This is a genomic window from Chitinophaga costaii, assembly GCF_900094705.1.
Taxonomy (GTDB): Bacteria; Bacteroidota; Bacteroidia; order Chitinophagales; family Chitinophagaceae; genus Chitinophaga; species Chitinophaga costaii.
The window spans coordinates 325149-351764 of the sequence record NZ_FMAR01000003.1 but is presented as its reverse complement, the minus strand read 5'-3'; the positions used below and the strand labels follow the sequence as shown (position 1 = coordinate 351764).

Genomic DNA, 26616 nt, shown 5'->3' with positions numbered 1-26616 from the left:
CACAAGAATATACTCAGTTTTAACGCTATATGGATGGCAAATGTTACGGTTTACAAAAAATAACAACCCGGAATACCGTACAGCAGGAATTATGCAGGGAAGCAGGGGGTTAAACGTGGAATAGGCGTAAACAGTAACTTCTATTAACGTAAAAAGTGGTCAGGAAATTTTGCTCCATTGAGATTTTCCTTGCAACAGGGCAAGGTAGTTACGTAAGGGCTGATTATCTGGCAGTTGTAGGTCTGGATCGTCCGATAGTATTTTTTCTGCGCAGGCGCGGGCTGCTTCCAGGATGGGTTTGTCCTGCACAATATCGGCCAGTTTAAAATCCAGCACCCCGCTTTGCCGGGTACCCTCCATGTCGCCAGGGCCCCGCAGCTCCATGTCTTTTTCGGAAATAAGAAAACCATTGTTGGTCTGCACCATTACTTCAATGCGTTGCTTACTGTCTTGGCCTACTTTATTGCCAGTCATAAGAATACAGAAAGACTGATCGGCGCCGCGCCCCACACGACCGCGCAACTGGTGAAGCTGGGAAAGACCAAAACGTTCGGTGCTTTCAATGACCATCACAGAGGCATTAGGTACGTTCACCCCTACTTCTATCACGGTGGTAGCCACCATAATCTGGGTATCGCCGGTTACGAAGCGCTGCATGTTGGTATTGCGCTGGTCTGCTTTCTGGCGGCCATGCACCATGCTGATGTAATAGCGGGGTTCGGGAAAAAAGGCTTTTACTTCTTCATACCCTTTCATGAGGTTTTCGTAATCCAGCTTTTCCGAATCTTCGATCAGGGGATATACAATGTAAGCCTGGCGGCCTTTTTTGATTTCTTCACGGATAAAATCCATCACCTGCGGTCGCTGAAATTCTGTGCGATGCACAGTGGTAATGGGCTTGCGGCCTGGCGGCATTTCATCGATCACCGACACATCCAGGTCGCCGTAAATGGTCATGGCCAGTGTACGGGGAATGGGCGTAGCCGTCATGACCAGTATATGGGGTGGGATATTATTCTTTTGCCAAAGCAAGGCCCGTTGAGCCACGCCAAACCTGTGCTGCTCGTCTACAATAGCCAGGCCCAGGTTTTTGAATACCACTTCATTTTCCAGCAGGGCATGGGTGCCTATGAGTATTTGTATTTCCCCTCCGGCCACTTGTTCCAAAATGGCTTTCCTTGCTTTGCCTTTTATGCTGCCGGTGAGCAGGGCTACCTTCAGCGGCATTTGCGCCAGCAGCTCACACAGGCCCTTGTAATGTTGTTGGGAAAGTATTTCCGTTGGCGCCATGAGGCAGGCCTGGAAGCCATTATCTACCGCCAGTAGCATGGAAAGCAGGGCCACCATGGTTTTGCCGCTGCCCACGTCGCCTTGCAGCAGCCGGTTCATCTGCCGGCCAGTTACGGTATCCTGGCGTATTTCTTTGATTACCCGCTTTTGTGCGCCGGTGAGCGGAAAAGGAAGGTGTTCATTGTAAAAACCGTTAAAATATTCGCCTACATTATCAAAGCGGTATCCATGTGATAACTGATGACGGCGGATCTTGAGCCGGCAGATACGCATCTGCACAATGAAAAGTTCTTCAAATTTCAGGCGTCGCTGTGCCATCTTCGCCTCTTCTTCATTCATAGGTTTATGAATCTTGAAGAAGGCCACGTGGCGGGGCAGCAGCCGGTATTGCTGCAAGATGGAAGCAGGAATATTTTCGGGTACCTCACCAGGCAGTAATTGCTCCAGCAAGTTGCTGGTGAGTTTGCCAATGGCTTTACCGGTAAGGCCGCGTGCTTTCAGTTTTTCGGTGGTGGAATATACTGGCTCCAGAAACTGCTTGCCGCCACCTGCTTCGGTGCTGACGAGATCCATCTCCGGATGCGATAATTGTAAATAACCGTTGAACATCGATAGCCGCCCAAAGACCAGATAAGGCGTATGAAGCTGCAATGATTTTTCCATCCACTGCCAACCCTGGAACCATACTAGCGGTATCTCCCCCGTTTCATCCCGGAAAGTGGCCACCAGGCGTTTGGCGCGCTTATCGCCGATCACTTCCTTGCGTACGATCCGGCCCCGCAATTGCACAAAATCCATCTGGTAGTGCAGCTGTACCACCTTTTCTACCTTGGTTTTATCCACGTAGCGGAACGGGAAGTAATGCAGCAGGTCGCGGAAAGTAAATACGCCGATCTCCTTGCGCAGCAGATCGCCCCGCTGCGGGCCTACGCCCTTGAGGTATTCGATCGGATTGTTTAGGATGGCGGCCAGACTGCTCATGCGGGTGTAAATTTATTAAAAAAGGCAAATGATCTTCCGACCATTTGCCTGCTCTTTTATGATGTTGGCACTTACTGCTTATTCTGCACTGGCTTCCGCCTTTCCGGTAACAAACAACTGCATCCACTCAGAAGTTACCGACTTTGGACGTTCCAACGGCTGGCCCATGACGCGATCCCAGCAAAGAGAGGCCAGTACACCGAGTGCACGCGAAACGCCAAAAAGCACGGTGTAGAATTCGTATTCCACCAAACCGTAATGCACCAGTAGGGCACCAGAATGCGCGTCTACATTGGGCCAGGGATTTTTAACCTTGCCCAGTTCCTGTAAGATAGGCGGAACGGTTTCATACACATTCCATACAATATTTACCAGCGCATCATCCGGCAGGTGCTTTTTGGCAAACTCCATCTGCGCGGTGAAACGGGGATCTGTTTTGCGCAGTACCGCATGGCCATAGCCTGGTACTACCTTACCATCGGCCAGGGTTTTGCGTACGTAGGCGGCAATTTGCTCTTTGGTAGGAGTGCCGCCGCCCAACTCTTGTTGCATTGCCAGAATCCATTTAATCACTTCCTGATTGGCCAGGCCATGCAGCGGGCCAGCCAGGCCGGTCATACCTGCAGCAAACGATAAGTAAGCATCGCTCAGCGCAGAGCCTACCAAATGAGTAGTGTGGGCGCTTACATTACCTCCTTCATGATCTGCATGGATGGTCATGTACAAGCGCATCAGTTCCTTGAAGCCTTCGTCTTCATAACCCAGCATATGGGCAAAGTTTCCCGCCCAATCGAGCATGCCGTTGGGTTGAATATGATAATTGTTCTTGTATTTACGCCGGTAAATGTAAGCGGCAACACGGGGCAGTCGGGCAATCAGATTCAATGCATCTTCATACATGTAGCCCCAGTATTCTTTTTTATTAATGCCATCTGCATATGCTTTGGCAAATAGCGACTCTGTTTGCAAAGCCAGCACTCCCGTGGTAAACATGGTCATGGGATGGGTATTGATGGGCAATGCGTCTATCGTAGCAAATACATGATTGGGTACATGCGAACGACGGGCCAGTATACCGGAAAGCTCCTGCACCTGCTCCGTGTCGGGCAGTTCTCCAATCAGCATCAGGTAAAATAATCCTTCGGGTAAAGGTTCTGCACCACCATTAACCTTGGGTAGTTTTTCGCGCAACTCAGGGATAGAATAACCCCTGAAACGGATGCCCTCATTGGCATCCAGTAAAGATGTTTCCGAAACAAGCCCGGTAATACCCCGCATACCCTGGTACACCTGGGCTACCGTTACTTCACCAATTTTGTCGCTTCCATGTTCTTTCAATATCTCCTTCACTGTGGCGTTCAGTTCATCAGCCTTAACCTTAAATTTATCTTTTATCTGGACCATTGTGCAGTGATGTTTATAACGTAGTAAATATTAAAAATAAGCATTTACAGTTGTATTTTAAACTAATATAAAGCAGGTTTTCCGTAGCGGCATATGGCTGCAACATGGCCCCAGCGGGCGAAACACACGGAATTAGATCAGCCTTCCCCGTTGTTCACAAGGTTCCGCAAATATTACATTTTTATTCCTTAATGAAAGTCAAATTTTTCATTTCTTTCAATATTTTTTGAAAAATATAACATTTGCTACGCCCCATTACAAAGACGGTTTTAGGATCATTTGGGCGCCCTTCTGTACAGGTAAAAAGCCAGCGCGCCAAAGATTACATTGGGTATCCAAACGGCTAGCAGCGGGTTTAAGTTAGACTTGGTGGAGAATACGGTGGCAAATTGAAGAAAGATGATATAAGTAGCGCTGATCACGATGCCAATGGCCAAATGCAGGCCACTGCCGCCCCGCACTTTCCTGGATGCAATGACCCCGCCGATCAGTGTAAGGATTACCACCATGAAAGCTGCCGCCGTGCGCCGGTATTTTTCCACTAAGTAGGTATTCAGGCCTTCTGCACCCCGCAATTGCTGACGGTTAATGTAATCGGTAAGCTGGGGCGTGGTCATCGCCACCTGCTCATCCCGCTTGTTAATCAGCTCCTCCGGCGTAATGCGCAGTTTCATAAGCGAGTCCTGTTTGTAAGTCCAGGTTTCTTTGAGACCGTTAATATGGCGCATAGAAATATTGTACATCTTCCATTTATGGGCCACAGAGTCCCAGGTAATACGGTCTGCCTTGAGCTTGTAGGCAATATTTTGGCGATGGATTTCCTGCATTACGAAAGTGGCACCAGACTTATAATTAGGATCCCAGGAACCAAAGGTTACGTAATTGAAACTATCTATCCGCACTGTTTTATCGTAAATGGCCAATACGTCTTCATGGCGGCGCACATAATTTTCCTGGAAGGAAGTAACAATGCGGTTGGCATTGGGTACCACCCAGCGATTGGCCAGCCAGAGCACACCACCGAAGAAAAAAGCACCCACCCAATAAGGCCTCAAAAAGCGGCGGAAACTTACGCCCGATGCCAGGATGGCAATGATTTCGGATCGGTAGGCCATTTTAGAGGTGAAGAAGATTACCGAAATAAAAATGAAAAGAGGAAACAGCAAAGCCGCAATGGAAGGAATAAACCCGATGTAGTAATCGAAAATAATGGTCTTCAACGTAAGGTTATTGCGCATAAAATCATCCACCTTTTCCGTGATATCTATTACAACGGAAATGACGAGTAAGATGATAAGCGAATAAAAAAACGTACCGACGAATTTTTTAAAGATATACCAGTCGAGCTTTTTCATGGGTCAAATATAAGGAGCGGAATCCTTTGGGCTACCCGCCCGGGGGCGGATAGCTGTTAGCATTTAGTTAATTCGCCTTATAGCCTGGTTTTAAGCTGGGGTATCATGCTGGCTTTCCAGGCGGCAAAGGTACCCGCCAGTATTTGCTGCCGTGCTTCGGCCACCAGCTCCAGGTAAAAACGCAGGTTATGCATGCTGGCCAGCGTAAGGCTCAGGTATTCGCCGGCCACGAACAGGTGGCGCAGGTATGCCCGGCTATAATTGCGGCTGGCAAAACAGGAACTTTGTGCATCGATGGGCGAAAAGTCTGTGGCCCACTTTTTATTGCGGATGTTAATCACACCATTCCAGGTAAAAAGCATGCCGTTACGCCCGTTGCGGGTGGGCATTACACAATCGAACATATCTACCCCCAGTGCTATGTTTTCCAGTATGTTCCAAGGCGTACCCACCCCCATCAGGTAGCGGGGCTTGTCTTTGGGCAGGATGTCGCACACCAGTTCGCACATTTCATACATATCCTGTTCCGGCTCGCCAACGCTCAAACCACCAATGGCATTGCCTGCACATTCCCTGGCCGCAATCTCCGTGGCGGAAATGGTGCGCAGGTCTTTAAAAGTGCTGCCCTGCACAATGGGAAACAACGTTTGTTCATGCCCGTAGGCCGGCGATGTTTCGGCCAGGCGCTGTATGCAACGATCCAGCCAGCGGTGGGTAAGTTCCATAGACTTCCTGGCATACGCATATGTTGAAGGGTATGGCGGGCACTCGTCGAAGGCCATAATAATATCTGCCCCAATGGTGCGCTGTATATCCATCACACTTTCAGGCGTGAACAGGTGGCGGCTGCCATCAATATGACTTTGAAACACTACTCCTTCCTCTTTAATCTTCCGGTTGGCCGCCAGGGAAAACACCTGGTAGCCACCACTGTCTGTCAGGATAGGACGTTCCCAGCCGTTGAATTTATGCAGCCCCCCTGCGGCCGACAGTACTTCCAGGCCGGGGCGCAAATATAAATGATAGGTATTACCCAGGATAATCTGCGCTTGTACATCTTGCCGTAGCTGTTCCTGGGTCAACGCTTTTACACTGCCTACTGTACCCACCGGCATAAAAATAGGGGTGTTAATGACCCCATGGCCGGTAGTTAGTACCCCGGCGCGGGCGCGGCTGGCAGGGTCGGTGCCGGTTAGTTCAAAATTCAAATGATCAATTTTATGTATTACAGCCTGCAAAAGTATCTCAAAAGTTTTATGTTTGTTATCACGTTCCGGGATCAATGGTCATGGCGCATCCGGGATAGGCCCAAAAAATGTTTAGCCTTCACTAAACCTTATACCTGGTCATTCTGCTCCCATTCTCCTAAAAGGGCCGGCTTGTGCCGGGACTATTCCTAAATGAGCGATTTTATCCACAACATTATACAAATAAAGAAAAAAATATATTTTTGTTCCTAATATGTTGCAAGATCTGGGATTAATCGCATTTTATACATTTGCCGGGGTGGCAGGTATACAGGTATTATATTATTTAGTTTTGTTTTCACGCCTGGCTTTTTTTAAAAATAAATTAGAGGCGGACGCACCACCTACTGCGGATGTATCGGTGATTATCTGCGCAAAGAACGAGGAACATAATCTGCAAAAATACCTGCCCGCCATTCTCCAGCAGCGCTATCACGGCCACGATACGCCGGCTTACGAAGTGATTGTGGTAAATGATAACTCCGAAGACGACAGTAAATATTATCTCCGTTCCATAGAGCCTGGCTACAGCCATTTCCGCCAGATAGAAATTAAACAATCTGCACAATTTATTCCAGGCAAAAAATATCCCCTTTCTATTGGTCTTAAAGGGGCCCAGCACGAAAATGTGCTGCTCACCGATGCCGATTGCAAACCCGCCAGCACCCACTGGCTGTCGCTCATGAGCCAGGGTTTTACAGACGGTAAAGAGATCGTGTTGGGCTATGGCCCATATGTGAAGCGGCCGGGCTTCCTGAATAAGATGATCCGCTACGAAACTTTTTTCTCCGCCATGCAATACCTTTCTTATGCCCTGGCGGGCGTAGCTTACATGGGCGTGGGCCGTAACCTGGCGTATAAACGGGACCTGTTTTTCCGCCACAAAGGATTTACCTCTCACCAGCACATCGCTTCCGGCGACGATGACCTGTTTGTAAACATGGCGGCCACACCAGATAATGTATCGGTGGTGATCGATAAGAACGCCTTTACCTACTCGGAGGCCAAACCTACCTGGAGGGCCTGGTTCCAGCAGAAAACCCGGCATATGTCTACCGGCAAGCACTATCGTTTTGTGCATAAATTCTGGCTGGGCCTGTTCACCACCAGCCAGTTGTTATTTTACCCCCTGCTCATTGCAAGCTTGTTTTATCGCCCCATGCTGGAATGGACGCTGGGTATTCTCGGCGTGAAGATACTGGTGCAGTCTATCATCACTTACTCCGCCATGAAGCGGCTGGACGAAAAAGACCTTTTCTGGTATAGTTGGCTCATGGATATATTGATGGTGGTGTATTACATTATTTTCATCCCTGCCTTCGTGCTGAAACCCAAGCCGAATAAGTGGAAGTGATAATGCCATTAACGATCTGAGAGGTGCAAAGTAGCCAAGCTTTGTACCTTTTTTTTATGCCTGATCCCATACATTTTCCCCGCCCTACCTCCACTGTACCGCCTACATTTACTTACCTTTGCGGCCATGGACATTATCCTTAAGTACTTCGATGATTTTACGCCTGTACAATTGCAGCAAATGCAGGCGTTGTCAGGACTCTACCAGGAGTGGAATGAAAAGATCAATGTGATATCCCGCAAGGATATTGAATCGCTGTACGAAAAACATGTGCTGCACTCGCTCAGCATTGCCGCAGCACACAGCTTTGCCGATGGTACCCAGGTACTGGATTTGGGTACGGGTGGTGGCTTTCCGGGCATCCCGCTGGCCATATTTTTCCCGGATGTACAGTTTCACCTGGTAGATTCTATTGGTAAGAAAATAAAGGTGGTGCAGGAAGTAGCGGCGGCGCTGGGATTGCAAAATGTTACCACGGCCCATAGCCGGGTGGAGGAGATTAAAAACCGTAAGTTCGATTTCGTGGTATCGCGGGCAGTAGCGCCCCTGCAAGACCTTTGGCGTTGGAGCAAGCCGCTGGTAAAATCCAGTAACCGCGCTATCCATGATCCCACGATGGTAAGGCCGGGGCTTATTTGTTTAAAGGGAGGCGACTTGCATGAAGAGATTTCATTGAGTGGCACACGGCCTGCCCTTACGCATATTTATGACTTGTTTCCCGAGGAATATTTTAAGGAGAAATATATGGTGTACGTGAAAAATTAAAGCTATGAAAAGCCCCGGGATACGGGGCTTTTGCATGCTATAATGGTGCTAATCGCAACAGGTATCGGTGTCCATATTTAGCTCCGTTTCTATAGTTACGTGCTGAATGTTAAGATGTTCCATTTCATGGCGGAAATCTTTTTTAATATTTTCTATGGCTTCCATGGAACTCGTACTATCTACCAATACCTGGGCAGTGAGCGCGTTTTCTGTAGTACTCATGCCCCAGATATGAATATGATGAATGGCCTTTACCCCATTGATCTTCAGGGCCACCGCTTTTACCTTGTCCATTTCTATTCCTTCTGGTACGGCGTCCATGGCTAGTTTCAGGCTATCACTCAGCAAATGCCAGGTACTCACCACGATCACGATAATAATGGCGATACTGACCACAGCATCCAGCCAGTACCAGTGCGTGAAAATAATGATGACACCCACCACTACTGCACCCAGTGATACCAGCGCGTCGGCCACCATGTGGAGGTAAGCGCCTTTTACATTGAGGTCATGTTCCTTATCGCGGAAAAACAGCAAGGCTGTGGCCGCATTTACAACTATACCAATGGAAGCTACAATGGCCACCACGTTGCCCTTCACTATCTCAGGGCGGCCAATGCGCTCAATGGCCTCATATGCCACGAAACCCATACCCACCAGCAGGATAATGGCATTGAACATAGACGCCAGGATGGTGCTTTTGCGGTAACCGAAGGTGAAAGTTTCGTTGGGCTTTACTTTGGCCAGGCGGAAGGCCAGCAATGAAAGGCCCAGGCTGGCCACATCCATCAGATTATGGCCAGCATCTGAAATAAGGGCCAAGGATTGGCTGAAGAAGCCGGCACCAAATTCAATAACCACAAAAACGAGGTTCAGGATAATACCCATTATGAACGCCTTGTTCAAATGTCCGCCTGCCGGCAATTGTCCGTGATGATGGTGCTGGTGCCCATGCCCGTGGTCGTGATCGTGTGCCATGCAGTAAAAATAAATTAAATTCCGGGCAGGGATTTTCTAAAAAATGAAACATAGTGGCAAAAATAGCCCGCTATGGCGGCTTTGGGCTTGCTCTGCAAGCGTTTGGCAAAAATGATAACCTCGTGTTAAACCGGGAGAAAGGGGGGGTAACATGCCTTGCTGCCAGACCGGTACCGGCTGGTGAAAAATAGTTTCCTTTACTTAAAATATGGGACCTGATCATTCGTCTTCCTTAATAAGATGAAAGATTTGCTCCTTACAAACATGCCCATGTCGCAGGAACAAAATGAGCGTATCCAGGCTACGGTGCAGCAGGAGCGAAAAAGACTGCTGCAATTTATCCGGAAGCGGGTAAAAAATGTGGCGGATGCCGAGGATATCCTGCAAGATGTTTTTTATCAGTTTACCGAATACCTCCGCCTGGGCAGCCAGGTAGATTCTATCACCAGTTGGCTGTTTGCCGTTACACGCAACCGCATCACCGATTGGTTCCGCAAAAAGCGGGAAACCACTTTTTCCGAACACGTGCAGGAAAGAGATGGGGAAGAAAGTTTTTTCCTGGCCGAATTGCTAAGCGACACGGCTGCCAGCGCCGATATGCCTATGCTGCGCAAACTGATGCTGGAAAGCATTATGGAAGCCATTGAAGAATTGCCGGAAGAGCAGCGCACGGTATTCCTTCAACATGAGGTAGAGGGCAAGTCTTTTAAAGAAATGAGTGCCGACATGGGCGTATCAGTTAATACACTTTTATCACGTAAACGGTACGCTGTGCTATACCTGCGGGAGCGTCTGGCCGATCTGTACCAGGAGCTGTCTGATCGTTGAGGAAAGCGGGCCACTGTATGTACCCCTAACTTTTAAAAATACAAATCATGAAATATGAACGTGGCTGGAAAGCCAGGAAAGGAATTAAAATTTTATGCTGCGTTGTGGCCTTCGTGGCAATCATCGGCTTCGTGGTGATGTCTTTGTGGAACTGGCTGGTGCCAACGCTTTTCCATGGACCCATTATCTCTTTCTGGCAGGCATTTGGACTGTTTGTACTCAGCAAGCTTTTATTGAGTGGCGGCAAGTCTGGACACTGGGGTTGGAGAGGACGCGAACACTGGCGCGAAAAAATGCGCGATAAGCTGGCGCATATGTCTGAAGAGGAACGCAACAAACTGCGCGAAAATTTTCGCAAGTGCGGCTTTAACCGCGACCGCTTCCGGGATTTTGGCAACCACTTCCGCGACCGGGAACGCGGTCAGTACCGCGAACCAGGCTTCCCCTTTGACGACGATAAAACCAGCCCCGCACCGCCCCCTGAGCCAGGCAGCGACATGGCTTAACTTTTTACAATTACGTTATATCAACATTCCGCTTATTCTAAAACCTGACTGTTATGATTGGCATTTTTAAGACCAATATTAATACGACCGATGCCCGGCAACATATTGTTAGTGCCCTGCAAAACCGGTTCCCCGTGCAATCCTGCCATGTAGACCTTGATGACTGCGACAAGGTATTGCGCGTAGAAGCCCCGCAATTGCAGGAGGCAGCCATCATCGCGTTCGTACATCAGGAAGGTTTCGAATGTGCGCCGTTAGAGTAACGCTTGCATACATGGCAGGGCCGCAATCCATGGCTGTGGGACCACACACGCCTACGGGATTTCCGCCCCGCCACAAAAAATCCCCCGCACCAGGACCACAGGGTGCGGGGGATTTGTGTTTAATGCGGGATGCATCCCTTACACACTTACTAATTTTATAACGTCACTTTATTATTCTTTCTGTTCACATCGGCCAGGCGCAAACTAGGATCTATCTCTATTGTTTTTAGGCTATTTAACGGAGCGTCTACTATCACGTCGTAAGTATAATTTACCCATGGCCATCCTTCATGTACCATTCGCTGCATGCCAGGATATTCATTGGGCTTCTGTCCGTACATGATGGTAAGCGGTATGTAATGCATCACCGGATCGCCATTTTTGGGAGTCACCACCAGGTCTATCGGCATGGGAAACCCGCCGATGCGACGCAGGCGTACTACGGTTTTATTGTCCTGTGCATACACACTGTCTACTGCATAATCAATGTGTTTGGTAGAGTTTACAAAATACTGTTTATACCAGTCCAGCGCCAGGCCACTCTCCTGCTCCATCACACGGATGAAATCATTAGGATTAGGATGTTTAAAACGCCAGGTGCGGTAATAACGCAGCAGGCCCGCATCTCGCACAGGGGCACCCATTACGTAACCCAGTTGCTCCATGAAGGTAGCACCTTTGGAATAGGCAGTAAGGCTGTAACCAAAGTTGGTATTGTAATGATCGGAATGTGTACTCATCGGCTCTTCCAGGCCGCTGGCGGCCAGGTAAAAATAACCACGGTAAGAATCCAGCAGGGGCCAGCGGCCTTTCAGTGAATCGGTGGTATTATAGATGATGTAATTTTCGGCAAAGGTGGTAAAACCCTCGTCCATCCAGGGATACAGGCTTTCATTGGTAGCAAACATGCCCTGGTACCAACTGTGCATCCACTCGTGCATGGCCACGCCGTACAGCCCTTCCGGGGTACCATTGCCCATGATAAGGGTAGCCATGGGATATTCCATGCCACCATCTCCGCCCTGAATAAAGGAATATTGCTTATAAGGGTAAGCGCCATAATGGGCTTTAATGTATTGATAGGCTTCGGGCAGGCGGCGTACCAGCACCGGCCAGCTTACATTGGTGGTATCGTTGGGCAGGAAAAAGAAATGGGCGGTGAAACCTTCGGGACCATCTATTTGTGTTTTCAAGTGCTGGTAGTTTGGATCAGCGGCCCAGACGAAGTCATGTACATTGGGTGCGTTGAAGCGCCAGGTAAGCGTTTGGCCGGCGGGGCGGGTTACTTTACTGCCCTCGGCTTCGTAGCCATAACCTATTTCCTGCGGATTTTGCAGGTAGCCGGTACCCGCCAGAACATACCTTTTATCAATGGTAATATTCACCTTATAATCTCCCCATACGCCATAAAATTCGCGGGCAATGTAAGGCGTGGCATGCCAGCCTTCATAATCGTACTCACAAAGTTTCGGGTACCACTGCGACATGGAATAGTCTACCCCTTCTTTGTTATCGCGACCACTGCGGCGTATCTGCACGGGTACCTGTGCTTTAAAAGTAAGATCAAAAGTAGCCCTGCTATGGGGCAGAATAGGCTTGTCCAGCGCTACTTCCAGGATGGTACCGATTACCTGCGGCGTAAGCGGGCGGCCATTATATTTAAAATTGGATATTTGTTGGTAGCCAATTTCATCGGGCTTCAGGTTAGCAATGCGGTCGCGCACGCGGTTGTCCCAATCGGGGCGACCGTTTGGCAGGGTGATCTTACCCAATTCACGGCTGCGTACATCCATCATACTGCCGGGCTGAAAGGCGTTCCAGTACAAGTGGTAGAAAACTTTTTTGAGCGTATCCTCCGAATTGTTGGTGTATTCCAGATGCTGCGTGCCGGTGAAGGTGTGCGCTTGGGCATCTACCGTTACATCCATATTGTAGTTTACGTGCTGCTGCCAGCGATCGGCTTGTGCATGGGCCAGTAGGGTGGCAGAGGTAAGGGCAACAAGGACAAGGCCTTGTTTCAGAAGATATGTATGCATTCGTTTTCTTTAGCTGTTTAGACGGCTAAAAGTAGGAAAAAGTAGGGTTGACACCGGGATTTGCGTTAATTATTTTTCAAGTGGTTAATCCTTGCCGGCCAGCACGATCACGATCTCCCCTTTCACTCCCTTTTCCTGGAAATAATCGCGCACTTCCTGGAGGCTGCCCCGTTTATTTTCTTCAAACATTTTAGTGAGCTCCCGGCTTACACATACCTGCCGGTCGGGGCCAAAGTATTGGATAAAATCGTCCAGCGTTTTCAGCAGCCGCATGGGCGATTCGTAAAACACCATGGTGCGCTCGTCGGTACTAAGTTGGGTGAGCAGGGTATGCCGGCCTTTCTTCAGGGGCAGGAAACCCTCGAAAGAAAACCGGTTCATGGGGATGCCACTGTTTACCAGCGCAGGTACAAAGGCAGTGGCACCAGGCAGGCATTCCACGGGGATGCCGGCCCGCACACATTCCCGCACCAGCAGGAAGCCCGGATCCGATACACCGGGCGTGCCAGCATCGGTGAGCAGGGCCATTTGTTTGCCCGATTGCAATTGCTGCACCAGGTGTTGTAATACCTTATGCTCGTTGTGCTGGTGATACGCCGTCATGGGCGTCTGGATGTTGTAATGTTTCAGTAAAATGCCCGATGTACGGGTATCTTCCGCCAGGATGAGGGATGATGCTTCCAACACCTTTACCGCCCGGTAAGTGATGTCTGCCAGGTTGCCAATGGGTGATGGAATGAGGAACAGTTTCATCCGGGAAAGATTTAAAAAAGTGAATGGTTAAAGACAAATCCCGCAAGGTGGCCGGACTTCCCTTTAACCATTTAAAAACGTTTCGGATTATTATGCAATGCTAACTTCGAAAGACTCCATTACCTGGTTGGCGAGTAACTTCTGACACGCGGTTTCGGCCAGTGTTTTAGCTGCTTCCGCGGAATCTGCCTCGATCTGCAACGTGATATGCTTGCCTATCCTCACATCCTGCACCTGGCTAATGCCCAGGTTTTTTAATCCTCCCATTACAGCCTTTCCTTGCGGGTCCAGCAGTTCCTTTAGTGGCATCACATTGATATGTGCAGTAAATGTCATGATCTGTAAAAATTTGACGCAAACCTACAAAAAATGGTTGAAAACCGCCGCCGTTAAATTGTTTTTAAGCGCTGCGTGGCTTTACAACCAATGATAACACTACGTACAGGACAAATGCAAATGGCACGGAAGCAAAGCCCAGCAAAGGTATAGCCGCTGCGGTAAGCACTATTAAAACGAGGCGGGGAATATTGCCTTTGTCTTTCAGTCCTTTAAACTTGAGGCTCATCATCGGAATATCGGCCACCATAAGGTAACACAGTACGGCAATGATCCCGTACAATATCCAGATATTTTGCAGAAAATGCGCCAGGTTAAAGGGGTTGTACAACATAATTAGCGGAAAACTGGCCACCAGTAAGCCTACCGCCGGAGTAGGCACCCCCATGAAGTGTTCTGATTGCCGGGTATCAATATTAAATTTTGCCAGGCGGTATGCCGAGCAACAGGGTACCAGCAAGGCTGGCAACAGGTTGATATTAGACACGTCGAATACGTCAGGCAGCTCCATATAAGCACTGCGCAACAGGCGGTAAAGCATCATACCAGGCACCAACCCAAAGCTAACTACATCGGCCAGGCTGTCTAGCTCCTTGCCCATAGGCGATTGTACGCGGAGTAACCGTGCAGCCAAGCCATCGAAAAAATCAAACACGCCGGCCAGCACTACCAGGGCAGATGCCCAGTACACTGGTTCAGGATTGATGATGCTGTATTCATTATTATTGAACGTTGCGATATACTGCGGAGCGTTGAGGATGAAAATAATCGCCAGGGCGCCGCAACATAGATTTCCTAAAGTGAGGATGTTTGGAATTTGCTTCATAGTAAATGATTCGCCCCTGCGGGCGAAATAAGTGTAAGATGGGAATTTTGGTAATATGATCCAAAGACCGCTGCAAAAATCATCCTCTCCCATCCAGGAAATAAAATTTAATGCTTCATCGCTGCTTCCACTTCATCGGCAGTAAGCGGTATGCTCTTCATCAGGTCTACATTCCCACTGGCTTTTATCCAGATATTGTTTTCAATCCGGATTCCCATTTGTTCTTCTTCGATATATATGCCTGGTTCTACGGTAAGTACGGCACCTTCTTCCAGCGGTTGCAGGAAAGATGGGGCCAGGTCGTGCACGTCTACGCCCAGGTGATGGGAAATGCCGTGATAGAGGTATTTGCGGTAGGCTGGATTTTCTGGGTCTTGGTGGTCTATATCACTTTGTTGCAGCAGGCCTATTTTTACAAATTGCTTGCCGGCTTCCACCCCTACCAGCTCGTGGTAATCACTCACTTTAATGCCAGGGCGCAAGGTGGCTTTGCAGAAATTATGCAAGTGCAGGCAGGCGTCGTACACTTCGCGCTGACGTTTGCTAAACTTACCATTTACAGGCACGGTGCGGGTAAGGTCTGCATTATAGCCGCCGTATTCTGCACCAAAGTCCATGAGGATCAACTCCCCATCGAGGCACTGTGCGTTATTAGATACATAATGCAGGGTGCGGGCCCGGTCGCCGCTGGCAATAATAGAGCCGTAGGCCTCGCCGGCAGAGCGGTTGCGCAGGAACTCGTGCAGGATCTCCGCCTGTATTTCATGTTCCCATACCCCAGGACGGATAAATTGCGCCACGCGGCGGAAAGCTTTTTCAGTAATATCCATAGCCACCTGCATCACGGCTATTTCTTCCGGTGTTTTCACGGCGCGCAGGGTTTTGAGGATAACGGCAGCGCGCTGGAATTGGTGCAACGGGTATTTCGCTTTTAGCTCCTGCGTATAGCGATCGTCGCGTACAGCCACGCGGTTGTGGCGGCGATTATTTTCATTACTGTTCAGGTAAATATGTACCGCTTCATGAATCCAGGGTTGTAAAAGGCCTTCCAGGCTATCCAGCCATACAATGGTTTGTATGCCGGAGATAGCGGTAGCCTCTGCTTTGCGGAGACGGCGGCCATCCCATTTTTCTTTCAACTCATTAGGACGCATCAGTACCAGCACTTCCCGGTATTTCGGATCTGGATTATCTGGGAATAGTACCAGCATGGTATCTTCCTGCTGAATGCCTGTGAGCCAGTAAAGATCTGAATTTTGTTTAAACGCATAGAGGGCGTCGCCATTGGTTGGCAACTCATCGTTGGCATTAAAAATGGCAATTGCCTGCGGCAACATCTTAGCCACGAAGCGCTGACGGTTCTTAATAAATAGCTGTGGGTCTAGTGGCAAATGTTTCATGTTCCTGAATTTAAATGAAATTGGCGGAGGCCAAACCTAGTACAATTCGGCGAAACGGGCAAAGCATCCTGACCTGCTAAATTAATTAGATAAATTTAGCAAAACAACCGATCTTTATTGAAATAAATCTAATACAGAAGCCAAAAAGTGGCACAAAAAATATATTTTACAGTTTAACAGGGGAATAATTTGACAGATTCAAAAAATTACTAGTTTTGCCTTTACACCAAAACAATCTTTCTTTATGGAGATTGGAAGTATAAAGCATCCAACCATGGATCTACAAGACCTGGGCATTGAGAACGTAGCGCAATGCTATTATCAATTAAGCCCGGAAGAGCTGGTAGCGCAGACCCTGGCCCGCCAACAAGGCATGCTGGCAGATTCTGGCGCACTGGCCATTAATACTGGCGCATTTACCGGCCGTTCGCCCAAGGACAAATATATTGTCAAAGACGCTATCACGGCAAACACTGTATACTGGAATGATTTTAACATCCCCGTAACACCGGCTGTTTTTGATCAGCTACAGCAGAAAATAGCCCATTACCTTTCAGAAAAAGAGGTATGGGTGCGCGACAGTTATGCCTGTGCCGATCAGCAGTATCGCATAAACATCAGAGTAATTACCGAAACACCCTGGGCCAGCCTGTTTGCTCATAACATGTTTCTACGCCCTACTGAGGAAGAACTTGAATATGGCAGCATCGAATGGACCATCCTGCAGGTTCCCGGCTTCCTGGCCAACCCGGCAGAAGATGGCACCCGACAGCCAAATTTCACTATAGTGAACTTCACCAAAAAAATGATCCTGATTGGCGGCTCATCCTACACCGGCGAAATTAAAAAGGGCATTTTCACCATCCTCAATTATATTTTACCTCAGGATAAAAATGTGCTGAGCATGCACTGCGCTGCCAACCAGGGAAAGGATGGACATACGGCCATTTTCTTTGGCCTGAGCGGCACCGGCAAAACTACGCTGAGCACCGATCCGGCGCGTAAACTCATTGGCGACGATGAGCATGGCTGGACAGCTTCAGGTGTCTTTAATTTTGAAGGCGGCTGTTACGCCAAAACCATAGACCTCAGTGCCGACAAAGAGCCACAAATATTCCAAGCCATCCGCGAGGGAGCTTTGCTGGAAAACATCGGCTTTTATCCCGGCACCCGTACCGTGAATTTTTCCGACAAAAGTATTACAGAAAACACCCGGGTATCTTATCCTTTGCACTATATCGACAACACCCTGGAACCATCCATCGGTCAGTTGCCTAAAAATATTTTCTTCCTCACCTGCGATGCATACGGGGTACTGCCGCCCATTGCCAAACTTACCCCGGAGCAGGCCATGTATCAATTTATTTCGGGATACACCGCCCGCGTGGCGGGTACCGAGGCGGGTGTGAACGCACCCAAAGCCACGTTCAGCGCCTGTTTCGGCGCGCCATTCCTGCCGCTGCACCCCGCCAGGTACGCAACTATGCTGGGTGAGCGTATGCAGCAACAGCAGGTAAATGTGTGGCTGGTAAACACCGGCTGGACGGGCGGCCCCTACGGCGTGGGAGCGCGCATGAAATTATCCCACACCCGTGCACTGATCAGCGCTGCACTAGCAGGTCAATTGGACAACCTGGCCTATAAGGAAGATCCTTTATTTGGATTTGCCATGCCGGAATACTGCCCCGGTGTACCGGAACACCTGCTAGACCCGCGCAACACCTGGCCGGATGCCACCACTTACGACCGGCAGGCGATGGCCCTGGCCCATCTGTTCGTCGAAAATTTTGAGCAATACACGGCACATACTCCACCAGCCATACTGGCCGCAGGGCCCCATGTATAAAAATTGTTTTTTTGCCCTTTATAAATTCCATCCGTTATTTTATTCCACTTATTTATTCCACGCTATTTGTAACCGCCTCCTTCCGGAGGTGGTTTTTTTTCGGGCAATGCCCGGCTGATCCACACTATCCCAACAATGAGTTTAATCCCTGCCCGCCATAACTGAAAATCCTCTCAAAAATTAATACCTTTGCGCATGCAAATCATAGATGGTAAGCTCGTTTCAGAAACGATCAAAAAGCAACTAGCGGAAAAAGTAACGGAATTGAAAGCCCTCGGCAAAAAAGTTCCCCATCTCGCCGCCATCCTGGTGGGTACTAATCCAGCCAGCGAAACTTATGTAGCCTCCAAGGTAAAATCCTGCGCGGAAATTGGCTACAACTCTACCCTGCTGCGCTTCGATGCCCAGATATCAGAACAACACCTGCTCGATCACATCCGATCCCTGAATGAAAATGCTGATATAGATGGCATCCTGGTGCAATTGCCCCTGCCCAAACATATCAACGAAGAGCTGGTGATTAATACGATAGATCCGAACAAGGATGTAGACGGTTTTCACCCGGCGAATGTAGGCCGGATGGTAAGTGGTTTGCCCACCTTTATCCCTGCTACGCCTTATGGCATTATGCTACTGCTGGAACACTACCGGATTCCCACTAAGGGCAAACATGCCGTGGTGATTGGCCGCAGTCATATCGTGGGTACGCCCATGAGCATATTGCTGAGCCGCAACAGTTATCCGGGCAACTGCACCGTGACTATTTGCCACTCGCAGACCACCAACCTGAAAGAGATCTGCCTGCAAGCCGATATAATCGTGGCCGCTATTGGCCGTCCTGATTTTGTAACCGCAGATATGGTAAAAGAGGGCGTGGTGATTATTGATGTGGGTATTAACCGCATTGCCGATGCTACTAAGAAAAGCGGCTCCCGGCTTGTGGGCGACGTTAACTTTAAGGAAGTGTCCGAAAAAGCCAGCTTCATCACCCCCGTGCCCGGCGGCGTAGGCCCTATGACCATCGCAGCCCTGCTAAAAAACACGTACTTCGCATCGCAGGGGCAGCAGGTGAAATTGAATTAAATTGTACAGGGTACCTGGTAAAATGTATCAGGCTAAAGCTGCTATTCCTGAAGGGAATGCCTACAGGCGCCTGCTACAGGCTACCCCTTGTCCGCAAATAAATCACCATGACTACGCTTCAATTGACCGATACATTGCCAGTGATGGAAGACTTCTACACGTTGCAGGGAGAAGGCATGTACCAGGGTCAGGCCGCGTATTTCATCCGCCTGGGCGGGTGTGATGTGGGTTGCCACTGGTGCGATGTAAAGGAAAGCTGGGACGAAAACAAGCACCCGCAAGTGGCCATTACCGACCTGGTAGCCAAAGCAGCGGCCTTCCCGGGCCGGCTGGCCGTGATTACTGGCGGAGAGCCACTGCTGCATAACCTGGACGTGCTTTGCACTACCTTACATGCAGCCGGTTTCCGTACCCATATGGAAACCAGCGGCTCCTCGCCCCTGAGCGGTGATTGGGACTGGATCACACTGTCTCCCAAAAAATTTAAGGCACCCCTGCCCGCAGTAAGTGCGGCAGCGCACGAACTGAAAGTGGTGATCTTTAATAAGGCTGACTTTGCCTGGGCGGAAGAACATGCGGCCCTGGCTGGTCACCACTGTAAGCTGTACCTGCAACCAGAATGGAGCAAGGCCGACGCCATGACCCCCCTCATTGTGGATTACATTAAAGCGCATCCACAGTGGCAGCTTTCTTTGCAAACACATAAGTACATCAACGTACCCTAAGGGATTCTTTTCATTTTTACTAAACGCGGGATCGCGCAGCTATTGCGTAATGCCGCGTTTATTATGTATTGTTGTACCACAATTTTCCGCCATGAAAAAGCCTGTATTGCTCTTCCTGCTGCTGGCCTGCCATACCTTCCTGCGCGCGCAGGCAGTGACTTACGAAACGGCCAAAAAGAAAGCAAAAGCCAGCTTCGACGAGGCCCTTAACGCCATGCGCAATTACCAGCCGGCGCAGGCCTTGCGATCGTTGGAAGAAGCCATTAAGATAGAACCGAATTTTGCCGATGCCTATGGCCAGATGGGACTTACCTATTCCGAGCTTAAAGATTATCCAAATGCTATCAAAGCCTTTGAAAAATTAAAAAGCATAGACGAAGCCGGCCTGGCCCCCGTGATGCTCTCCTATGCACGCGCACTGGCGGGCATGGGAAACTTCGTACAGGCGTTGGCGATAGTAAACCAATACAGCACGCCCCAGCGGCAAAGCCCCTTGGTAAAATCGCTCAAGGCCAACTTCGAATTTGCCGTACAAGCTGCTACCAACGTGCCTTTCCAGCCGCACAACCTGGGCCCGGGCATTAATACCAAAGACCCTGAATATTTTCCTTCAGCAACCATAGACGGGAAAACCCTGGTATTTACCCGGCGGGTAGGGGGCCGCAATGAAGACTTTTATATTTCGCAATGGGACAGTGCCGCCCAAAGCTGGGGGGCCGCAAAAGATATGGGCGAGCCGGTGAATACAGAATTTAATGAAGGCGCACAAAATATTTCTCAGGATGGCAGCATGCTGGTGTACACTGGCTGCGATTTCCCCAATGGCAGGGGCAGTTGCGACCTGTATGTAAGCCTGCGTAATAAAGATGGCGGCTGGCTGCCACCCCAAAATATGGGTGCCCCTATCAATACCCGTGGGTGGGACTCTCAGCCCTGCCTGGCACCGGATAACCAAACCCTGTATTTTACCCGCGCCACCACAGATGCGGGATACGATATTTTCATGTCGCAACGCAAGCCGGATGGTAGCTGGGATGTGCCGGTGCGACTGGATTCCAACATCAATACGCCCGGCAATGAAACCACCCCTTTTATCCATGCAGATAATCAAACCCTCTTCTTTGCATCCAACGGTCATCCCGGCTATGGTGGCATGGATATTTTTTACAGCCGCCGCCAGCCCAACGGGCAGTGGGGACCGGCAGTGAATCTAGGCTTCCCCATTAACACCATCGATGAAGACGCCAGCCTGTTTGTGGCCGCTGATGGCAAAACCGCTTTCTTCGCCTCCGACCGCTCCGATAGCCGCGGCGCATTGGATATCTACAGCTTTGAGTTATACCCCGCAGCACGTCCCTTGCAAACGCTCTATGTTACAGGATTTGTGTATGATGTGAAGAGCAATGCCCATTTACAGGCCACCCTGGACCTCATAGACCTGCAAACCGGCCTGGTAATAGCCAGTGTAAAAAGCGATGCAGACGGCCATTACCTGGTGCCGCTGCCGGTGGGAAAAGACTATGCATTTAACGTGAACAAACCCGGTTATCTTTTTTACTCCGGCAATTTCTCGCTGAAGACCACAATTGGCGATACGCCCACTACGCAAAACATTCCGTTGCAACCCATCGCCACCGACGCAGTGACCATCCTGCACAACATTTTCTTCGACAACAAAGCCTACGCCCTGGAACCCGGTTCCCTGCCTGAACTGGACCGCCTGGTACAACTGCTGCAAGACAATCCGGGATTACATATAGAGATCAGTGGCCATACAGACAATGTAGGCTCCGACAAAGACAACCAGTTATTGTCGGAGAACCGTGCTAAAGCCGTGGTAAATTACCTGCAGCAAAAAGGCATTGCCGCCACCCGCCTGCAAGCTAAAGGTTATGGAAAAACCAAACCCATTGCAGACAATGGCAGTGAAGAAGGCCGCGCTAAAAACCGGCGTACCGAGGTAAGGATCACCGGCGTTCAATAAATAAAAACACCTTTTACTGCAAGCCCCGGCCATCACCTGCGCCGGGGCTTTTACTACTTGAAGCGCGTTTGATAAAGGGCCATACATATGTTAGTTATGTAAAATATATTCCCTATTTTTGAAAGTACACACCTACAATACATGTAACCATATGAAAACCTATCTGCGCTATGCCAGTCTGTTGCTGCTGCCCCTTACTTTCTGGGCCTGCTCTAAAAAAGACAGGGTAAAAACGCCCCCGCCAATACCCGATAGTGCTACAGTATATACCGCACAATTTAAATTTCCACTCACGCGTTATGGCGCTGGCGCCTTGCAGGACAGCCTGGTGGTCATTCCCGTAACCAATGGCCGGCCCCACCTGAGTTTCACCTACCTCATCACCAGCACCGGTGGCCTGAAGCCCGGCCAGCAAGCCGTACAAGGCAAAGGACTGCTGGACAACAACGGCACTGACACCCTGGACTTCACCCATTACCTGCAGGTATACAACGACGGCACGCTCACCCTCGCCCTCTCTTTTTCCGACAGTACGCATGGTAGTACTTCCACCCTGAAAGAGCAATACGGTATACGCACTTACGCCGACATACATGGTATTGAGTATGACCTTAGCGGTAATTACAAGCAACTGGAAGACATTGCCTTCCCTTCGCTTACCGCCTTACAAAACCTGCATCGCTATGGCGCAGCAATATGGTCTACGTTTAAAGGCACTTACGATGGCAATGGCAAAGCACTCAACAATGTTTCGTTTTATTCCGATCCTAATACACAATTTGGCGGCAATGAACTGGGCTTTTTCCAGTATGTGGATACCTTCGCTATCATTAAAAACGTGCGGCTAACCTTTTCTGCCGATGGCTCCAAATCTGTATCCGACGGTTATTCGGGCGGCATTGCTGCCACCAGTTATGGCACCATTGTGGGCTGCACGGTGAATGGTATCATTGACGTATCCGGTCCTACCATTTCTTATACAGGGGGCATTGCCGGGGCCAATTATGGCAGCATCCTGGCCTGCGCATTTAATGGTACCCTTAACGGGGAAATGACAGGTGGTATTGCCGGCATTAACCGGGGCAGTAATGGCAGGATAGACGCCTGTTATGCCAATTTTACCACCCTTACCCAGGTAGGCGGCGGCATATCCGGCAATGTGCTGGTAGATATCAATCACCAGACCACCATTGCTAACAGTTATGCTAACGTAACAGTAAGCAGTGCCAATAATTTTGGGGCTATCCGGCTGCAGAACAATGCCTCCTTTACGGCGGCAGAGGCCAACCTGATTGTGAATTGCTTCAGTAACATTTCTACGCCACAACCCAATACCAGCTTATTTTCCGGCCTAACAGACCTTACTGCGCAGGTAACGGCTTTCACCTTGTCTAGCTTTCCGGCCCAACTTACCCCGCCTGCAGATGGCAAGCCGTTCAAGGCAGCGGGTACCAATCCGCCGGTGTTATGGTGGCAGTAAAAATAGCTATTGCATAAAAAAATCCCTGGCGACTATGGCAAGGGATTTTTTTTATTTAGTAGTTGCGAAGACTGCTTCGCAAAATAGCATCTTTTTGAAGTATACTCAACCCTCTTTTATAGTGGTATAATGAAGGTTCCCAATCGCCATACATCACATTAGGCAGGATGATAAAACGTTTGCCAAAATCCGCTGCTGCATTTTGTACCGCGTGGGTGCGGGCATCGGGCAGTTGATTTTCAAAAGCAGCGGAAAAGTCTCCCAGGTTATCGCCTACCAGCAGGATGATCTCGTGTGTACTGGCCACCGCTTCACGCCGGCCTTCTTTACTGGAGGCAGTTCCTCGCAACACCAGGTGATCGCCCGTGGCCTGTGGAAAGTTCCAGCGCTGAAGATTTTGCAACGTGCCACTGCGTTCTGCTTCGGAGCGGTTGGAGATATAAAAAATATCGATGCCTTTGGCGGCGGCGTATTTAAAAAAGGTAAGTGCTCCAGGCACCGTATCTGCGGTTGCTTTGGCCGTCCATTCCTCCCAATCCTTTTCGTTAAATCCTTTTCCCTGGAGGGCCTGGTGCACTGTATTCGGACTATTGTCTAATATCGTTTCATCGATATCGGTTACGATGGCTAATGGTTTTGAGTGAGATTGTAACAGGTCCTGATCTACCCGCCATGCGGCCAATTGGTAGGCCTGCAAACAAAGCGCCTTGTACTCCGCAGCTTGTTGTTGCCACAGCGCCGCCCATGCAGGTCCATATGGCTGAAATATGGTAACAGGTGGCGTGGTAGCAATTTTTGGCGTAGTGGTCACCTGGTGGGCAGGATGGCAGGCCACGGCGGTTCCTAAAAATAAGTAAACAAAAAAGCGGTTTTTAAACATGTGCCTGGTTTAATAAATTTGATGTTAATGATGGGGGAAATTAAAAATCATCGGGGGGAAGAGTGTAAATTAGGTGATACATTTTGTTGACCATGACCCAGGAACTCATACACCAGATAGCCCTTACGCAGATCCCGCACATTGGCGATGTACTGGCCAAAAGATTGCTAGAACATTTTGGCAGTGCGAGTAATCTTTTTCAAGCGCGTTTGCACGAACTGGCATCCATCCCGGAGGTGGGGAAGTTCAGGGCCCTACAAATTAAGCAATTCAACAATTTTGCAAGGGTGGAGGCCGAAATTTCTTTTATCACGCGATATCAAATTCAGCCTGTGTTTTACACCGATGCGGCCTACCCGGAGCGGCTGCGCCAGTGCCACGATGCGCCGGTACTCCTTTATCAGAAGGGCGATGCAGCGCTGCAAGCGCCGCGCATGCTCAGCGTTATTGGTACCCGCAAGCCCTCCAGGCACGGACGGGAGGTATGCGAGACACTCATTGCCGGACTGGCGCCCATGGGCATCACCATTGTAAGCGGCATGGCCTATGGCGTTGATATCATTGCCCACCAAGCAGCATTGGCCAATGGCTTACCCACCATTGGTATCCTGGGGCATGGGCTGGATCGTATGTACCCGGCCATACATAAAGACGTGGCGCGGGAAATGATTCAGCAAAATGGGGCGTTGCTGACAGATTTCATCAGCGGCACCCAGCCAGACAAACAAAATTTCCCTAAACGTAACCGTATTGTGGCAGGTATCAGCGATGCCACCCTGGTCATAGAAACAGGGTTGCGGGGCGGCTCCCTGATCACAGCCGATATTGCCTTTAGTTACAACCGGGATGTACTGGCTGTGCCAGGGCGCATAAACGATGAGCTTTCTGCTGGCTGCCATGCCCTGATCCGCAACAACAAGGCACAATTGGTGACTGGCGCAGCAGATATTATAGATGCCCTGGGCTGGGATCTCCCCACCGTCAAATCTGTGGTGCAGCCTTCTTTGTTCTTAACCCTTAATCATATAGAGAAGGCTGTGGTAGCGCTTTTTAATGACGAGGCGCCAAGGCACATCGACGAAATATTCCGGAATAGTACCCTGCCCAACAGCGAGGTGGCCAGCGCGGTGCTAAGCCTTGAAATGCAATGTGTGATCAAAAGCTTGCCGGGACAATATTATACGATGGCCTAAAAAAACTATAGCCTCGCCAGGCAGCGAAGCTATAGTTATAAAATTTTTTGTACTGCATTTCAGCTAAAACTGAAAGCAAAGGGTTTGCTGGATTCCCATTCCTGCTTTTTAGCCCAACGGCCATAGGCATCTCTGCGGGTGTCAGCAACATAATGGCGCCATTGTGCCTTCCACTTAGGGTAGTAAAGGCGCACCAGGTAAACAGTGGTGAATGTAAGCATAGGGATATGGTTATAGTTATAGGATAGAAGACAATGAAACTATTAAACCAAATATAGTAAAAAAAAATATTCGTTATATAACACATGTGTGTTAAAACAAATTCGTTCCCCTGCCCTATTTCCGGTCGTAATAAAATGCGTTAGCCTGCTGTAGAGGGGTTACTACCAGGTCGTTAATGCAAACATGCCGGGGAAGCTGGCTACAGTAAAAGATGATATCGGCAATATCTTCCGCCGTAAGGGGCGTTAGGCCTTTATACACATCGGCGGCCTTTTGGGCATCGCCTTTGAAACGCACCAGGGAAAACTCTGTTTCCGCCGCACCGGGGTGTACGCCGGTTACTTTAATGCCGTAGGGCAGCAAGTCTATCCGCATGCCCTGGGAAATGGCATCTACAGCGGCTTTGGTAGCACAGTATACATTGCCTTTGGCATATACCTGCTTGCCCGCAATAGAGCCAATGTTGAAAATATGGCCCTGCTGGCGCGCTACCATCCAGGGCATTACTACCCGCGATACATAGAGCAGGCCTTTTATATTGGTATCTATCATTGTGTTCCAGTCTTCCACATCGCCTTCCTGTATGGGACTTAGGCCATTGGCGCCCCCGGCATTGTTCACCAGGATATCTATAGCCTGCCATGCCAGGGGGATATTGCCCAATACCTTTGCTACGGCTTCCTGGTCGCGCACATCAAAAGCCAGGGGTAGTATCTTAATGCCGTGCTGCGCCTCCAGCGTAGTTTGCAGCGTTTTCAGCCTTTCTGCACGGCGGCCAGTAAGAATAAGGTTGTAGCCAGCCGCGGCGTATTTTTCTGCACATGCTTTTCCAAAACCTGCGGTGGCGCCGGTAATTAAAATGATAGCCATATACTAATAAT

General features: G+C 49.5%; 24 protein-coding genes. 11 read left to right on the top strand and 13 right to left on the bottom strand.

Annotated elements, in window-relative coordinates; translation table 11 throughout:
- Positions 1-159: 159 nt before the first annotated feature.
- From recG to tgt, 4 genes are all read right to left on the bottom strand, one after another.
- A complete protein-coding gene (recG, locus tag GA0116948_RS06680; RefSeq protein WP_089710344.1) occupies positions 160-2271 on the bottom strand; it encodes an ATP-dependent DNA helicase RecG in 2112 nt (703 codons plus the stop codon).
- A gap of 78 nt (positions 2272-2349) precedes the next feature.
- Positions 2350-3675, bottom strand: a complete 1326-nt coding sequence (locus tag GA0116948_RS06675; RefSeq protein ID WP_089710343.1) for a citrate (Si)-synthase, eukaryotic — start codon at positions 3673-3675, stop codon at positions 2350-2352.
- Between the two features lie 275 nt (positions 3676-3950).
- Positions 3951-5030, bottom strand: a complete 1080-nt coding sequence (locus GA0116948_RS06670; RefSeq protein WP_089710341.1) for an LptF/LptG family permease — start codon at positions 5028-5030, stop codon at positions 3951-3953.
- A gap of 77 nt (positions 5031-5107) precedes the next feature.
- Positions 5108-6238: a tRNA guanosine(34) transglycosylase Tgt gene (gene tgt / locus GA0116948_RS06665; RefSeq protein ID WP_089710531.1), complete on the bottom strand. Its 1131-nt coding sequence runs from the start codon at positions 6236-6238 to the stop codon at positions 5108-5110.
- Between the two features lie 253 nt (positions 6239-6491).
- Here tgt and GA0116948_RS06660 point away from each other — a divergent pair, with 253 nt between their 5' ends.
- Together GA0116948_RS06660 and rsmG are read left to right on the top strand one after the other, a co-directional pair.
- Complete coding sequence (locus GA0116948_RS06660) at positions 6492-7631, top strand: glycosyltransferase (protein WP_089710339.1); 1140 nt, start codon at positions 6492-6494, stop codon at positions 7629-7631.
- Positions 7632-7757: 126 nt separating this feature from the next.
- Entirely contained in the window at positions 7758-8396 is a 639-nt protein-coding gene (gene rsmG, locus GA0116948_RS06655; RefSeq protein ID WP_089710336.1) for a 16S rRNA (guanine(527)-N(7))-methyltransferase RsmG, read from the top strand.
- Between the two features lie 48 nt (positions 8397-8444).
- On the opposite strand, the gene GA0116948_RS06650 is transcribed toward rsmG, so the two are convergent.
- A complete protein-coding gene (locus tag GA0116948_RS06650) occupies positions 8445-9374 on the bottom strand; it encodes a cation diffusion facilitator family transporter (RefSeq protein WP_089710334.1) in 930 nt (309 codons plus the stop codon).
- Positions 9375-9614: 240 nt separating this feature from the next.
- Here GA0116948_RS06650 and GA0116948_RS06645 point away from each other — a divergent pair, with 240 nt between their 5' ends.
- From GA0116948_RS06645 to GA0116948_RS06635, 3 genes are read left to right on the top strand one after another with little or no spacing between them, the layout of a single operon-like run.
- Positions 9615-10202 (top strand): RNA polymerase sigma factor, encoded by a 588-nt coding sequence (locus tag GA0116948_RS06645; protein ID WP_089710332.1) that lies wholly within the window; start codon positions 9615-9617, stop codon positions 10200-10202.
- Between the two features lie 47 nt (positions 10203-10249).
- Positions 10250-10708: a hypothetical protein gene (locus GA0116948_RS06640; protein WP_205686040.1), complete on the top strand. Its 459-nt coding sequence runs from the start codon at positions 10250-10252 to the stop codon at positions 10706-10708.
- Positions 10709-10761: 53 nt separating this feature from the next.
- A complete protein-coding gene (locus GA0116948_RS06635; RefSeq protein ID WP_089710330.1) occupies positions 10762-10971 on the top strand; it encodes a hypothetical protein in 210 nt (69 codons plus the stop codon).
- Between the two features lie 155 nt (positions 10972-11126).
- Here the strand turns inward: GA0116948_RS06635 and GA0116948_RS06630 are convergent, their stop codons facing one another.
- The 5 genes from GA0116948_RS06630 to GA0116948_RS06610 all read right to left on the bottom strand — a co-directional run bounded on the left by GA0116948_RS06630 (position 11127) and on the right by GA0116948_RS06610 (position 16322).
- A complete protein-coding gene (locus GA0116948_RS06630; RefSeq protein ID WP_089710328.1) occupies positions 11127-13007 on the bottom strand; it encodes a M1 family metallopeptidase in 1881 nt (626 codons plus the stop codon).
- Positions 13008-13091: 84 nt separating this feature from the next.
- Entirely contained in the window at positions 13092-13760 is a 669-nt protein-coding gene (rsmI, locus tag GA0116948_RS06625) for a 16S rRNA (cytidine(1402)-2'-O)-methyltransferase (protein ID WP_089710326.1), read from the bottom strand.
- Between the two features lie 90 nt (positions 13761-13850).
- Positions 13851-14096, bottom strand: a complete 246-nt coding sequence (purS, locus tag GA0116948_RS06620; protein ID WP_089710323.1) for a phosphoribosylformylglycinamidine synthase subunit PurS — start codon at positions 14094-14096, stop codon at positions 13851-13853.
- A 64-nt stretch (positions 14097-14160) separates the two neighbouring features.
- The gene (locus GA0116948_RS06615; RefSeq protein ID WP_165798330.1) at positions 14161-14922 is read right to left on the bottom strand and encodes a CDP-alcohol phosphatidyltransferase family protein; all 762 of its coding nucleotides are present in this window, start codon (positions 14920-14922) and stop codon (positions 14161-14163) included.
- A gap of 107 nt (positions 14923-15029) precedes the next feature.
- The gene (locus GA0116948_RS06610; RefSeq protein WP_089710319.1) at positions 15030-16322 is read right to left on the bottom strand and encodes an aminopeptidase P N-terminal domain-containing protein; all 1293 of its coding nucleotides are present in this window, start codon (positions 16320-16322) and stop codon (positions 15030-15032) included.
- A gap of 274 nt (positions 16323-16596) precedes the next feature.
- Between GA0116948_RS06610 and pckA the strand changes: the two genes are divergently transcribed.
- The 5 genes from pckA (at position 16597) to GA0116948_RS06585 (ending at position 23440) form a co-directional block, all read left to right on the top strand.
- Positions 16597-18168, top strand: coding sequence for a phosphoenolpyruvate carboxykinase (ATP) (gene pckA, locus GA0116948_RS06605; RefSeq protein WP_240619128.1), 1572 nt, complete (start codon positions 16597-16599; stop codon positions 18166-18168).
- A gap of 195 nt (positions 18169-18363) precedes the next feature.
- Entirely contained in the window at positions 18364-19251 is an 888-nt protein-coding gene (gene folD / locus GA0116948_RS06600) for a bifunctional methylenetetrahydrofolate dehydrogenase/methenyltetrahydrofolate cyclohydrolase FolD (protein ID WP_089710314.1), read from the top strand.
- Between the two features lie 107 nt (positions 19252-19358).
- Positions 19359-19976: a 7-carboxy-7-deazaguanine synthase QueE gene (locus GA0116948_RS06595; RefSeq protein WP_089710312.1), complete on the top strand. Its 618-nt coding sequence runs from the start codon at positions 19359-19361 to the stop codon at positions 19974-19976.
- Between the two features lie 91 nt (positions 19977-20067).
- The gene (locus tag GA0116948_RS06590; RefSeq protein WP_165798331.1) at positions 20068-21960 is read left to right on the top strand and encodes an OmpA family protein; all 1893 of its coding nucleotides are present in this window, start codon (positions 20068-20070) and stop codon (positions 21958-21960) included.
- A gap of 151 nt (positions 21961-22111) precedes the next feature.
- Positions 22112-23440 (top strand): hypothetical protein, encoded by a 1329-nt coding sequence (locus GA0116948_RS06585; RefSeq protein WP_089710307.1) that lies wholly within the window; start codon positions 22112-22114, stop codon positions 23438-23440.
- Positions 23441-23495: 55 nt separating this feature from the next.
- Here the strand turns inward: GA0116948_RS06585 and GA0116948_RS06580 are convergent, their stop codons facing one another.
- Positions 23496-24320 carry a 5'-nucleotidase, lipoprotein e(P4) family gene (locus GA0116948_RS06580; protein ID WP_089710305.1) on the bottom strand — a complete coding sequence of 275 codons (825 nt, stop codon included), beginning with the start codon at positions 24318-24320 and terminating at the stop codon, positions 23496-23498.
- Between the two features lie 92 nt (positions 24321-24412).
- Between GA0116948_RS06580 and dprA the strand changes: the two genes are divergently transcribed.
- Positions 24413-25513 carry a DNA-processing protein DprA gene (gene dprA, locus GA0116948_RS06575; protein WP_089710303.1) on the top strand — a complete coding sequence of 367 codons (1101 nt, stop codon included), beginning with the start codon at positions 24413-24415 and terminating at the stop codon, positions 25511-25513.
- Between the two features lie 59 nt (positions 25514-25572).
- On the opposite strand, the gene GA0116948_RS21215 is transcribed toward dprA, so the two are convergent.
- A complete protein-coding gene (locus GA0116948_RS21215; protein WP_165798332.1) occupies positions 25573-25734 on the bottom strand; it encodes a hypothetical protein in 162 nt (53 codons plus the stop codon).
- 115 nt (positions 25735-25849) lie between these two features.
- A complete protein-coding gene (locus GA0116948_RS06570; RefSeq protein WP_089710301.1) occupies positions 25850-26605 on the bottom strand; it encodes an SDR family NAD(P)-dependent oxidoreductase in 756 nt (251 codons plus the stop codon).
- Between the last annotated feature and the right edge of the window lie 11 nt (positions 26606-26616).